The sequence below is a fragment of the Pseudomonas sp. JZ114 genome (assembly GCF_051027705.1).
Classification (GTDB): domain Bacteria; phylum Pseudomonadota; class Gammaproteobacteria; order Pseudomonadales; family Pseudomonadaceae; genus Chryseomonas; species Chryseomonas luteola.
In genome coordinates, this window is record NZ_CP069256.1 from 3,630,777 (window position 1) to 3,644,336 (window position 13,560).

Sequence of the window (13,560 nt, forward strand, 5' to 3'; positions counted from 1 at the left end):
AAACATCGTTCAGGACAGCGAAACGGCCTAGATGCACTGTCCTGATCTTGTCATCCTCACCTCTTGCACCAATAAGTAACACTACGAGTTACACCACAATTCGCAAACACTGCCCCGCGTGGTAAAGACTAAAACCTGCTTCGTAGAGCGGGCTTCGCCATTGCCCTACCGGGTTGTGATCCCAGGGGACAAAGGGCATCGGTAGCACTTCGCTGTCACCGCTGCACAAGTAATGGGCAAAGGCCTTGCCTACAACGGTACCGGTCGTTACACCGCGCCCGTTATAACCGGTCATGGCGAGCAAACCGGGTGCCGGTTCGAACAGGCGCATCAGATGATCAGGCGTAAACGCGATGCATCCTGTCCAGGTGCATTCCCACTCGACCTTGCCAAGCGCAGGGAAATAATGCTGCTGAATGCGATCAGCCCAGGCCTCGATGAACCAGCCCGGACGGCTCGCCATATTGCCCAGGCTGCCTAGCAGCAAGCGTCCCGCTGCATCGCGCCGGATACTGCTGAGCACCGTGCGGGTATCCCAGGAGCCCTGCGCGCCGGGCAGGATAAAATCGGCTTCAGGCCCCAGCGGCCTGGAGGCGACCTGATAGTAATACCCCGGAAAGAATTGATTGCGCAGGGTAGTCCACTCGCCTTCGGTATAGGCGTTGGAAGCGATAAGCACCTGCTCGGCCAGCACGGCCCCCTGCCTCGTCACGACGCACCACTGTGAGCCCTGACGCTCAAGGCGAGTAACCGGTGACTGCTGATGGAGCTGAACGCCCTGCGCTAATGCCGCGCGGGCCAGCCCAAGGCTGTAGCCCATCGGGTTGATCGTGCCGGCACGGCGATCCAGCAGCGCGCCGGAGACATGGGCGGTGCCACAGGCCTCGATGCAGGCAGTACCGGTCAGCAATTCAACCGGTGCGCCTCGCCGTTGCCACTGCTCGGCGCGGCGTTGCAGGTCAGCAAGGCCCTTGCCGTTATGCGCCATGTGCAGTGTGCCCTGGTGCTGCGCCTGGCAATCGATGCCGTGGCGCTCGATCAGGGAGAAGACCTCATAGGGTGCGTTCCCCATGACCTTGAGCAGCTTTTCCCCTACCGTGGGCCCAAGCGTAGCGACCGCCTCGTCCGGTGGAATCCACATACCGGCATTCACCAGCCCGACGTTACGGCCGGAACCGCCATGCCCCACTTCATAGGCTTCCACCACCACCACACGCCTGCCCTGCTCCGCCAGATGCAGGGCCGCCGAAAGCCCGGTAATGCCTGCACCGATGATGCAGACATCAGCCCTGGATTCGCCTTTCAAGGGTGGTGCATTAAGGGTATTAGGTGACAGGGTTTCCCACAGACATTGCTGGCGGAGCGGCATAGGTATTCCTTCACACAATGACGATATGAACCGTTGACCTTGAGGGTGAGGGTTTCGATGGGTATCGCCAGAGCCCAACCCATCCTACGAGACCGTACCGGCAGTCCCGCATCAACACCCTACAAAACTACCCGGTAGGGTGGATTGAGCGCAGCGATACCCATCACTTATAAATCCCACCTCAATCAAACACGATCCCTTGCGCCAATGGCAGCTCGCGAGAGTAGTTCACCGTGTTGGTCTGGCGACGCATGTAGCTCTTCCAGGCATCGGAGCCGGACTCGCGGCCGCCGCCGGTTTCCTTCTCTCCGCCAAAGGCCCCTCCAATCTCGGCGCCGCTCGGGCCGATATTCACGTTGGCGATGCCGCAATCACTGCCCACCGCAGACAGGAAGGACTCAGCCTCGCGGATGTCCGTTGTGAAGATGCAGGACGACAAGCCTTGTGGCACCGCATTGTTCATGGCAATGGCCTCGTTGAACTCACGGTAAGTCATCACGTACAGGATCGGCGCAAAGGTTTCAGTCTGAACCGACTCGCTCTGCTCGGGCATCTCGACGATAGCCGGAGAGACGTAGTAACCGTTCGGGTACTGATCCGCCAACTGACGCTCGCCACCAAAGACCACACCGCCCTCACCCTTGGCCTGCTCCAGGATGCCCTGCATGGCCTGAAAGCTCTGTGCATCGATCAGCGGGCCGACCAAGTTACCTTCTAGCGGATGGCCAATGCGTACCTTGGCATAAGCAGATTTCAAGCGAGTCACCAGCTCATCTTTGATCGACTCATGGGCAATCAGGCGGCGCAGTGTGGTGCACCGTTGACCGGCCGTACCCACAGCGCTGAACAGGATGGCGCGAACTGCCATGTCCAGATCGGCACTGGGCCCAACGATCATGGCATTGTTGCCGCCCAGCTCCAGCAGCGAACGGCCAAAGCGAGCCGCCACACGTGGCCCCACTTCACGACCCATACGGGTGCTGCCGGTGGCGCTGACCAAGGCCACGCGTGGATCATCCACCAGCGCTTCACCGCTGGCTCGGTCCCCTACGATGACCTGGCTCAGGTAGTCCGGTGCATCGCCAAAGACTTTGACGGCGCGTTCAAACAGCGCCTGACAGGCCAATGCCGTCAGCGGCGTTTTTTCCGAAGGTTTCCATACCACAGAGTTACCGCAGACGATGGCCAGGGCGGTGTTCCATGACCAGACCGCCACCGGAAAATTGAACGCACTGATCACGCCCACGACGCCCAGCGGGTGCCAAGTTTCACGCATGTGGTGACCGGGACGCTCAGAGGCGATCGTCAGGCCATACAGCTGGCGGGACAGGCCGACGGCGAAGTCGCAGATATCGATCATTTCCTGCACTTCACCCAGCCCCTCCTGCGTGATCTTGCCCGCTTCCCAGGACACCAGCTCGCCCAGGTCGGCCTTGTGCTTGCGCAGCTCTTCGCCCAGCAGGCGGACCAGCTCACCGCGACGTGGCGCCGGTACGGCGCGCCAGGCCTGGAAAGCCTTGTCGGCCCGGGTGATCTTTTGCTCCACCTCGGCGGCGCTTTCCAGCGTGACAGCGCCAAGCTGGCTGCCGTCGATAGGCGTGAACACGGCATGGTTGCCGTTCTGGTAAAGGCTTGGGTCAACGCCGAGACGGCTGAGCAATGCATCAATCATGGCTGGCTCCTTAGGTCATTATGGGTTCAGTATTAGCCGGAAAGACGCCGCTCAACAAACGACCTTTGCTCGGTTTATCATTCCTTTTTTTCATGAACGTTCTGCACGCAGCCTTAAACCTGCGCGCCGACTCAGGTTGGAGCTGTCATGTCCCGTCGCCACATACCCTCGATCACCGCCATGCAATGTTTCGAGGCCGTGGCACGGCACCTGAGCTTTACCCGTGCCGCCGAGGAGCTGAACCTGACTCAGAGCGCGGTGAGCAAGCAGGTGGCTCAGCTCGAAGAACAGCTGGGCCATCCGCTTTTTCGACGCGTACGCCAGCGGTTGCAGATGACCCCAGCCGGCTCGCTGTACCTGTCTGAAGTCAGCAAGATTCTCACGCAGATCGAGATGTCGACCCATTACATGCGCTCCTATGGAGGTGAAACCGAGGTGCTGCGTGTAGCAACCCCTCCGACCTTTGGCGAGCGCTGGCTAATCCCACGCCTCAAGGGCTGGCGGCTACAGCATCCGATGATCCACCTGGACGTGCGTCATGAAGTCAAGAATATGGATGTCAACGAGCCGGCCTGTGACGTGGCACTGTTCGCCGGCCAGGGACGCTGGCCCGGTGCTGAATGTATTCCGTTGATGACTGAGGATATGGTGCCGGTCTGCGCACCCGGTCTCTGGCCCGAAGGGCACCTGAGCGATCCGACGCAGCTGGCCGATTACATTCTGCTCCAGAATGCAGCTCGCCCCGAGGCGTGGCACGAATGGTTCCAGAGCCAGGGCCTTCACACTGAACACAGCTACCACGGGCCGCGCTTCGATACCTTTACCATGTGCATCCGCGCGGCGCAGGTGGGCTGCGGTGTCGCCCTGGTACCACGCTTTCTGATCGACGAGGAGCTGGCCGAGGGTAAGCTGGTCATTGCCTGGCCGCACAGCATGACCAGCCCACATACGTATTATCTCGGCTATCCCGAGCATGCAGCGGAAGTCCCCAAGATCCGAAAGTTCGTCGCCTGGATACGCGAGCGGATCGATACGCCTACCGTTTGAGTAATGCCGTTATTGGCACGGAGGTGTTGTGAAGGCCTTGAATGAGGCCGGGACAGAATGGGCCCAACGCACATCACCCCCGGCTCAGAAACCACTCCAGGTCCACCGGGTCGCCCGGCTTGAGCTGCAGGCGCCGGCGCAGATCGTCGAACAACGGATCGTAGTCGTTATGCCATGAAAAGACGCAGGCGGTGCGCGGCGCCAGTCCATAGCCCCGCAGGCGGCGGCTGATCACTGACAGAAAATTGCAGGCCACATCGCGGCGCAACTCGAACGTTTCGCGGACGGTCTGCTCACCTACTGTACCGTTGAGGTCGAACCTTACGACCTGTTCGCGCGACGGAGGCGTCACCTCATAGGTCAGGCTCAGGCGAAAGGCTGGCTGTTGCGGGTTACCCAGCCGCTGCACGTCAAGACGACCCGGCTCGTACATGATTTTCACTCCTCCCGCCGCTTGGCAGATTGCGTTCACATCAGACCGTTTGGCGGTCTTCTGGCTAGCGTAATGGATCTGCACGGCCAAAATATGCGCCGCAGAGCACTTCATTGCTTCAGGTCAATCCACAACGATCTATTGAGGCATTGATCTCCAATAGCGCGTGTTCAAACAATCGTTCGTCTCCTTGATCCAGGTCATTGGCCATTTTTCCTGCAGGTTCCTAATAGGCTCAAACCCGTAAGGAAATGCCGTCATGACCACAGCACAAACACAACAGTTAAGGCTGGGCGCGCTGACTGCCCTCGTCGTGGGATCGATGATCGGGGGCGGCATTTTTTCACTGCCGCAAAACATGGCCCAAAGTGCCGGCGCGGGCGCCGTACTGATCGGCTGGGCCATTACCGCTGTCGGTATGCTGACCCTGGCCTTCGTTTTCCAGACCCTCGCCAACCGCAAGCCCGAACTGGATGCCGGTGTCTACGCCTACGCCAAGGCAGGGTTCGGTGACTACATGGGCTTCTCCTCCGCCTGGGGTTACTGGATCAGCGCCTGGCTCGGCAATGTCAGTTACTTCGTGCTCCTGTTCAGTACGCTGGGCCTTTTCGTTCCGGCGTTTGGCGAGGGCAACACGCCGCTGGCCATCCTGTGTGCCTCGACCGTCCTGTGGGGCGTACATTTCCTGGTCCTGCGCGGCGTACATGAAGCCGCCTTCATCAACCTCGTCACCACAATCGCCAAGATCGTTCCGCTGGTGCTGTTCATCGTGCTCGCGGGCGTAGCGTTCCGCCTGGATGTCTTCACAGCGGACTTCTGGGGCACACCGGATTCAGGCAGCGTCATGAACCAGGTGCGAAACATGATGCTGGTGACTGTGTGGGTCTTCATCGGGATCGAAGGCGCCAGCGTGTATTCCGCACGTGCCGAGAAACGCCGTGATGTGGGCAAGGCAACCGTGATCGGCTTTCTTGGCACGCTGCTGCTGCTCGTGCTGGTCAACGTCCTGTCGCTGGGCGTCATGAGCCAACCGGAACTGGCCGGACTCAAGAACCCCTCCATGGCGGGCGTACTGGAGCATGTCGTCGGTCATTGGGGTGCGGTATTGATCAGCGTAGGGCTGGTGATCTCGTTAGCCGGGGCCTTGCTCTCCTGGACATTGCTTTGCGCCGAGATTCTCTATGCCGCCGCCCGCGACAACACCATGCCGCGTTTCCTGCGCAAGGAGAACGCCAACCAGGCGCCCAGCAATGCGCTGTGGCTGTCCAATGGGCTGATTCAGCTATTCCTGGTGATCACCCTGTTTGCCGCCAGCACTTACACCAGCCTGCTGTACCTGGCCACTTCCATGATTCTGGTGCCTTACTTCTGGTCGGCAGCCTATGCCCTGTTGATCGGCGTACGAGGCGAGTCCTACGAGGCTGCCTCCCATGAACGCAGCAAGGACCTGATCATTGCCGTCATTGCCACCCTCTACAGCGCCTGGCTGCTCTATGCCGGCGGCATGAAATACCTGCTGCTTTCCGCCCTGCTCTACGCCCCTGGCGCAATCCTGTTCGCCAAGGCCAAACACGAGCTGGGCCAGCCCGTTTTCACCGCTGTTGAAAAACTGATCTTCGCCGTCGTCGTGCTGGGCGCTGCCATAGCAGCCTACGGTCTGTACGCCGGCTTCCTGACCCTGTGACAAGGAGAACAGACATGACCGTTAACTCAACCCCGCTCGGCGTGCATTCGGAAGTCGGCAAACTGCGCAAAGTACTGGTCTGCTCGCCCGGACTGGCCCATCAGCGCCTGACCCCCAGCAATTGTGACGACCTGCTGTTCGACGATGTGATCTGGGTAAATCAGGCCAAGCGCGATCACTTCGACTTTGTCACCAAAATGCGTGAGCGTGGGGTGGAGGTGCTGGAGATGCACAATCTGCTCACCGAGACCGTGAAGAATCCCGAAGCGCTGAAGTGGATTCTGGACCGCAAGATCGTACCTAATCAGGTCGGCATAGGCTTGGTCAACGAAACCCGCGCCTGGCTCGAAAGCCAGGAGCCCCGCCATCTGGCCGAATTCCTGATTGGCGGTGTGTCCGGTTCGGACCTTCCCGACACCAGCGGCAGTGAGATGGTCAAGATGTTCCGGGATTACCTGGGCCACTCCAGTTTTGTGTTACCGCCCTTGCCCAACACCCAGTTCACCCGTGATACCACCTGCTGGATCTACGGCGGCGTCACGCTGAATCCGATGTTCTGGCCAGCCCGTCGCCAGGAAACACTGCTGACAGCGGCCATCTACAAGTTTGCTCCGGAATTCGCCGATCAGCACTTCAACATCTGGTATGGAGACCCAGATGTGGACCACGGCCTTGCCACCCTGGAGGGCGGCGACGTCATGCCTATCGGAAAAGGCATATTGCTGATTGGCATGGGCGAGCGCACCTCGCGGCAAGCCATTGGCCAACTGGCGCAAAACCTGTTCAAGGCAGGCGCAGTGGAGCGGATCATCGTGGCCGGCCTCCCCAAATCACGTGCGGCCATGCACCTGGATACCGTGTTCAGCTTTTGCGACCGCGATCTGGTCACTGTCTACCCGGAAGTCGCTAATGCCATTATGCCGTTCAGCCTGAGGCCGGATGAAAGCAAGCCGGGCGGTATCGACATCCGCCGCGAACCCAAACCCTTCCTCGATACCGTGGCCGAAGCGCTGGGCCTCAAGGCGTTGCGCGTCGTGCTGACCGGTGGTGACAGCTACGAAGCTGAACGCGAGCAATGGGATGACGGCAATAATGTGGTCGCCCTGGAGCCCGGCGTTGTGGTCGGCTATGACCGCAATACTTACACCAACACCCAGCTACGCAAGGCAGGGGTCGAAGTCATCACCATCAGCGCCAGTGAGCTTGGCCGGGGCCGAGGCGGCGGCCACTGCATGACCTGCCCGATCGTACGTGACCCTGTCGATTACTAGTCCCACCCGCCCCTACCGGAACCTCAGGAGAACTCACATGGCTTTCAACATTCGCAACCGCAACCTGCTCAGCCTGGCCCACCATACTCCGCGGGAGATCCGCTACCTGCTGGACCTCGCCCGCGACCTCAAGCGCGCCAAGTACACCGGCAACGAGCAGCAGCACCTCAAGGGCAACAACATTGCCCTTATCTTCGAAAAGACCTCGACCCGCACCCGCTGCGCCTTCGAAGTAGCCGCCCATGACCAGGGCGCGCACGTCACTTACATCGACCCGACCTCCTCCCAGATCGGCCACAAGGAGACCATGAAGGACACCGCCCGTGTGCTTGGCCGCATGTATGACGCCATTGAGTACCGCGGCTTCAGCCAGGAGACGGTGGAAGAGCTGGCCAAATATGCAGGCGTGCCGGTGTACAACGGCCTGACCGATGAATACCACCCCACCCAGATGCTGGCCGACGTGCTGACTATGCAGGAAAACAGCGACAAACCGCTGCATGACATCAGCTACGCCTACCTGGGCGATGCACGCAACAACATGGGCAACTCACTGCTACTGATTGGTTGCAAGCTGGGCATGGACGTACGCATCGGCGCGCCAAAGGCGTTGTGGCCACACGAAGACTGGATCAAGGAGTGCAAGGCCATCGCCGAGGAGACTGGCGCACGCGTTACATTGACTGAAGACCCCAGGGAAGCGGTTCAGGGCGTCGACTTTGTGCATACCGATGTCTGGGTGTCCATGGGCGAACCCGTGGAAGCCTGGGGTGAGCGCATTCAGCTGCTCCTGCCTTACCAGGTCAACAGCGAGCTGATGAAGGCGACCGGCAGTCCACGGACCAAGTTCATGCATTGCCTGCCTGCGTTCCATAATGCTGAAACCAAGGTTGGCAAGCAGATTGCCGAAAAATACCCGCACCTTGCCAATGGTATCGAAGTGACCGATGACGTATTCGAGTCGCCCGCCTCCATAGTGTTCGAGCAGGCAGAAAACCGGATGCATACCATCAAGGCCGTTCTGGTCGCTACTCTCGCTGACCTGTAAGGAGTCGCACCATGCGTATCGTCGTCGCTCTAGGGGGTAATGCCCTGCTTCGTCGAGGCGAACCCCTTACCGCTGAGAACCAGCGGGAGAACGTCAGGATCGCCACCGGGCAACTGGCCAAGATCGTGGACGGCAACGAGCTGGTCATTGCCCATGGCAATGGTCCCCAGGTCGGGCTGTTGGCCCTGCAAGGTGCAGCCTATACGGATGTAACCCCCTACCCTCTGGATGTGCTGGGCGCGCAGACCGAAGGCTCCATTGGCTACATGATCGAGCAGGAGCTGGGCAACCTGCTTCCGTATGAGGTGCCGTTCGCCACGCTGTTGACCCAGGTAGAAGTGGATGCTGCCGACCCGGCGTTTCAGCACCCCACCAAACCTATCGGCCCGGTCTATAGTCGGGAGCAGGCCGAACAGCTCAAGGCGGAAAAGGGTTGGGCCATTGCCGCAGATGGCGACAAATTCCGCCGCGTGGTAGCCAGCCCCCAACCCAAACGCATCTTCGAGATTCGCCCGATTAAGTGGCTCCTGGAAAAAGGCACCATTGTCATCTGCGCAGGCGGCGGCGGGATTCCCACCTGCTATGACCACCACGGCCGCCTGAAAGGTATCGAGGCGGTCATCGACAAGGATCTCTGCTCATCCTTGCTGGCGCAGGAGCTGGACGCGGACCTGCTAGTGATTGCCACTGACGTGGACGCAGCCTATATCGAATGGGGCAAGCCCGACCAGAAAGCGATTGCCCAAGCCCACCCCGAGGCCTTGGAAGCGCTCGGGTTTGCGGCAGGCTCCATGGGACCCAAGGTCCAGGCGGCCTGTGAGTTTGCCCGCAAGACCGGAAAGACGGCTGTCATCGGCTCGCTGTCGGACATCGAGGCCATTACACAGGGTCGCGCCGGAACACGGGTCACAGTGGAGGCGGAGGGCATCCTGTATCGATAAACCCTGCAGAAACGAAAAGGCCCGGATCAACCGGGCCTTTTCATGAGCGGAGCAATCAGCTGATGGTCATCAGGCTGGCGTTACCACCGGCTGCTGCGGTGTTGACGCTTACCGCACGTTCGATGAGCAGACGCTCCAGCGGAATCGCGGTTTCGCCCTGGGACAATCCCTGAACGCCCACGATCGGACCGCTACGCTGGGCTGCCTGCTGACAGACCTGACGCAGCTGATCGGAGTCACCGTGATGCAGGATGGCATCGAAGTGTTCCTCGTCCTTAGTCCAGTCGGACGTCGTCTGGATACGAGCCTGAACAGCCTTGGGCAAACGACCACGCAACGCACGGGACAAATCGTTCTGCACCCACAGCGCGGTGCTGCCGACTGCCAGTACCGCTGCCAGCTGGACCATCAGATCCGCCTCGTCATCCGCCAGACAGAGTACGCGCTCACGTGGCAGCAGGCTGTAGGTGTTGCGCTCACCCGTCGGACCGGCCAGCAGGCGAGTCACACCGCTGACAGTCTGCTTGGCGAATGCCTGGCACAGCTCGGCCAAATCGGTGTTGTTCTGCTCGCTTGCCCACTTCTGCAACGCTTCGAGCGGCTTGCCCTGGCGCTGTTCCATTTGGGCACGCAGGGACAGGTCAGACGGACTTTCCTGATTGTCACGGGCAAACGCCTGGGCCACTCCGTCTACCGGACGGGTAGACAGGAGGCGGTACAGGTACACCGGACCACCGGCCTTCGGACCTGTACCGGACAAGCCTTCGCCACCGAAAGGCTGCACGCCGACCACTGCGCCTACCATGTTGCGGTTGACGTAGAGGTTGCCCGCCTGGGCCTTTTCCACAACCTGGGCAATGGTTTCGTCGATGCGGGTATGCACACCCAGCGTCAGACCATAACCCGTAGCGTTGATCTGATCCATCAGGCGGTTCAGGTCCTGACGGGCATAACGCACCACGTGCAGCACCGGACCGAAGATTTCACGCTCCAGCTCGTCCAGGCTTTCCAGCTCGATCAGCGTTGGCATTACAAAGGTGCCGCGATGGGTCGCGCCATCGTTGTTGCGTGCAATCTGGTAAACCGTACGGCCTTTGGCGCGCATGCCCTGGATGTGCTTGTCGATGTTGGCCTTGGCTTCGGCATCGATCACCGGGCCAATGTCTACCGGCAGGTTATCCGGATTGCCGATGCGACACTCAGCCATCGCCCCTTTGAGCATTTCAAGAATGCGATCCGCCACGTCTTCCTGCACACACAGGACGCGCAAGGCGGAGCAGCGCTGACCGGCGCTGTCGAACGCTGATGCCACGACGTCGGTTACCACCTGCTCGGCCAGTGCCGAGGAATCCACGATCATTGCGTTCTGGCCACCGGTTTCGGCGATCAGCGGAATCGGACGGCCATGGGCATCTAGGCGACCGGCAATGTTGCGGGAAATAATGTTGGCGACTTCGGTCGAACCGGTGAACATCACGCCTTTCACACGCTCATCGCTGACCAGTGCCGAACCTACGGTATGGCCCTGGCCTGGCAGCAATTGCACCACGCCTTCCGGCACACCGGCTTCCAGCAGCAGGCGAACGGCCTGAGCCGCAATCAGTGGCGTCTGCTCGGCAGGCTTGGCCAGAACGGTATTACCCGCTGCCAGTGCAGCTGCAACTTGACCAGTGAAGATCGCCAGCGGGAAGTTCCACGGGCTAATGCACACTACCGGGCCTAACGGGCGGTGAGTATCGTTAGCGAAATCACGGCGCACCTGGGCAGCGTAATACCGCAGGAAGTCGACCGCCTCGCGTACTTCGGCAATGGCGTTGGCAAAGGTCTTGCCGGCTTCACGAACCAGCAGGCCCATGAGTGGCTGAATTTGCGCTTCCATCAGGTTGGCCGCGGTTTCAAGCACGGCGGCACGCTGGTCCGGCGGTGTGGACTGCCAGATCGGTGCAGCGGTCAATGCACTGTTCAACGCATTGTCTACGTCCTGGACGCTGGCGTTCTGCACATAACCCACCACATCACGGTGATCGGCCGGATTCTGGATGGCCTGGGGAATGCCTACTTCAGCCGGGCAGCCCAGCATGGGCGCTACACGCCATTCGGTATTGTTACTGTGTAACAACGCACCCGACAACGAGCCCAGTCGATGCTCATTGGCCAAGTCAATACCGCTGGAATTCAAGCGGCCTTCGCCATACAGCTGGCTGGGCAGCGGAATGCGTGGATGTGGCAGGCCTAATTTGCCCTCTTGTGCTGCGATCTGCTCGATCGTCACGACCGGATCGGCCACCAGCTCTTTCAGGGAGATGGAGTGGTCGGCAATACGGTTGACGAACGAGGTGTTCGCGCCATTTTCCAGCAGGCGACGCACGAGGTAGGCCAGCAGGGTTTCATGTGTTCCCACCGGTGCATAGATGCGGCACGGGCGGTTCAGCTTGCCATCGGCCACCTTACCGACGACCTGCTCGTACAGCGGCTCGCCCATGCCATGCAAGCACTGGAACTCGTACTGGCCGGGATAATAGTTCTGACCTGCGATCTGGTAGATCGCCGCCAGGGTGTGGGCATTGTGGGTCGCAAACTGCGGGTAGATTGCTTCCGGCACGGCCAGCAGCTTGCGCGCACACGCCATGTAGGACACATCGGTATACACCTTGCGGGTGTAAACCGGATAACCTTCCAGACCTTCAACCTGGGCACGCTTGATCTCACTGTCCCAGTACGCGCCCTTCACCAGACGGATCATCAGACGGTGACGGCTGCGGCGCGCCAGATCGATCACATAGTCGATCACGAACGGGCAACGCTTCTGGTAGGCCTGGATGACAAAACCAATCCCGTTCCAGCCAGCCAGGCTGGACTCGAAGCACAGGCGCTCCAGCAGATCGAGGGAAATTTCCAGGCGATCGGCTTCTTCGGCATCGATGTTGATACCGATGTCGTACTGCTTAGCCAGCAAGGTCAGATTCAGCAGGCGCGGGTACAGCTCGTCCATGACGCGCTCGTACTGCGCACGGCTGTAGCGCGGATGCAGGGCGGACAGCTTGATGGAGATGCCCGGGCCCTCATAGATGCCACGGCCATGGGAGGCTTTGCCGATGGAGTGAATGGCCTGCTCGTAGGACGCCAGATAACGCTGGGCGTCTTCTTCAGTCAGCGCCGCTTCACCCAGCATGTCATAGGAGTAACGGAAGCCCTTGGCTTCAAGCGCGCTGGCATTGGCCAGGGCTTCGGCAATGGTTTCGCCGGTGACGAACTGCTCGCCCATCAGGCGCATCGCCATGTCCACACCCTTGCGGATGACCGGCTCGCCGCTCTTGCCGATGAGGCGATTGAGCGAGCTGGAAAGACCCGCCTCGTTGTGGGTGGAGACCAGCTTGCCCGTTAGCAACAGCCCCCAAGTCGCTGCGTTGACGAATAGCGACGGGCTGTTGCCCAGGTGTGGCTGCCAGTTGCCCTTGCTGATCTTGTCGCGGATCAGGGCATCACGGGTGCCCTTGTCCGGGATACGCAGCAGCGCTTCGGCCAGACACATCAGCGCCACGCCTTCCTGGGAAGACAGAGAGAATTCGCGCAGCAGGCTCTGGACCATGCCGGAGCGGCCACCAGCGCCCTTCTGGTTACGTAGCTTTTCAGCGATGCTGTAGGCCAGCTTGTACGCGGCATCGGCAGTAGTTGCGGGGAGACGCGCCTGCTCAAGCAGCATGGGCACCATCTCTTCTTCCGGACGGCGATAGGCGGCCGTCACGGCAGAGCGCAGTGCAGACTGCGGCAGAATGCTTTCGGCAAATTCAAGGAATGGCTGATAGACCGGATCAGCCAGGGCTTCTACTACTTCATTGTCACCTTCGCCCAGTCGTGCTGCAATATTCTGCAACTCGTCGACACTTACACCTTTTTCCAATGTTTCCAGGTACGTGTAGATTGCCTGTTTGATCAACCAATGGGGTGTACGGTCGATAAGGCGAGCGGCCTCTTTCAAACGTTCACGGGTGGCTTCGTCGAGTTTCACGCCTAGCGTAGTAGTAGTTGCCATTGAACAGCCTTTTTTAATTGGAAGTGCTACACGGTGGCGGCAAGCATAGAGGCTACCTCTGC

General features: G+C 60.1%; 9 protein-coding genes. 5 read left to right on the forward strand and 4 right to left on the reverse strand.

What is annotated here, in order from left to right; all coding sequences use genetic code 11:
- Positions 1-88: 88 nt before the first annotated feature.
- Both amaA and amaB read right to left on the reverse strand, forming a co-directional pair.
- On the reverse strand, positions 89-1,369 hold the full coding sequence (gene amaA, locus JQR90_RS17120; protein ID WP_286790632.1) for an L-pipecolate oxidase: 1,281 nt from the start codon (positions 1,367-1,369) through the stop codon (positions 89-91).
- Between the two features lie 181 nt (positions 1,370-1,550).
- Positions 1,551-3,041: an L-piperidine-6-carboxylate dehydrogenase gene (gene amaB / locus JQR90_RS17125; RefSeq protein ID WP_286790633.1), complete on the reverse strand. Its 1,491-nt coding sequence runs from the start codon at positions 3,039-3,041 to the stop codon at positions 1,551-1,553.
- 147 nt (positions 3,042-3,188) lie between these two features.
- Between amaB and JQR90_RS17130 the strand changes: the two genes are divergently transcribed.
- On the forward strand, positions 3,189-4,088 hold the full coding sequence (locus tag JQR90_RS17130; protein ID WP_122041544.1) for a LysR substrate-binding domain-containing protein: 900 nt from the start codon (positions 3,189-3,191) through the stop codon (positions 4,086-4,088).
- 73 nt (positions 4,089-4,161) lie between these two features.
- On the opposite strand, the gene JQR90_RS17135 is transcribed toward JQR90_RS17130, so the two are convergent.
- Entirely contained in the window at positions 4,162-4,521 is a 360-nt protein-coding gene (locus JQR90_RS17135) for a DUF5064 family protein (protein WP_074821864.1), read from the reverse strand.
- A gap of 259 nt (positions 4,522-4,780) precedes the next feature.
- On the opposite strand from JQR90_RS17135, the gene arcD reads away from it, so the two are divergent.
- The 4 genes from arcD to arcC are packed head-to-tail and all read left to right on the forward strand — an operon-like array spanning position 4,781 to position 9,465.
- The gene (gene arcD, locus JQR90_RS17140) at positions 4,781-6,205 is read left to right on the forward strand and encodes an arginine-ornithine antiporter (protein ID WP_286790635.1); all 1,425 of its coding nucleotides are present in this window, start codon (positions 4,781-4,783) and stop codon (positions 6,203-6,205) included.
- Between the two features lie 14 nt (positions 6,206-6,219).
- Positions 6,220-7,476, forward strand: a complete 1,257-nt coding sequence (arcA, locus tag JQR90_RS17145; protein ID WP_010795901.1) for an arginine deiminase — start codon at positions 6,220-6,222, stop codon at positions 7,474-7,476.
- Between the two features lie 37 nt (positions 7,477-7,513).
- Positions 7,514-8,524 (forward strand): ornithine carbamoyltransferase, encoded by a 1,011-nt coding sequence (locus JQR90_RS17150; RefSeq protein ID WP_010795902.1) that lies wholly within the window; start codon positions 7,514-7,516, stop codon positions 8,522-8,524.
- Between the two features lie 11 nt (positions 8,525-8,535).
- Positions 8,536-9,465, forward strand: a complete 930-nt coding sequence (arcC, locus tag JQR90_RS17155; protein ID WP_434140164.1) for a carbamate kinase — start codon at positions 8,536-8,538, stop codon at positions 9,463-9,465.
- A 55-nt stretch (positions 9,466-9,520) separates the two neighbouring features.
- Here arcC and putA read toward each other — a convergent pair whose 3' ends face one another.
- Complete coding sequence (gene putA / locus JQR90_RS17160) at positions 9,521-13,498, reverse strand: trifunctional transcriptional regulator/proline dehydrogenase/L-glutamate gamma-semialdehyde dehydrogenase (RefSeq protein WP_434140165.1); 3,978 nt, start codon at positions 13,496-13,498, stop codon at positions 9,521-9,523.
- Positions 13,499-13,560: the final 62 nt, after the last annotated feature.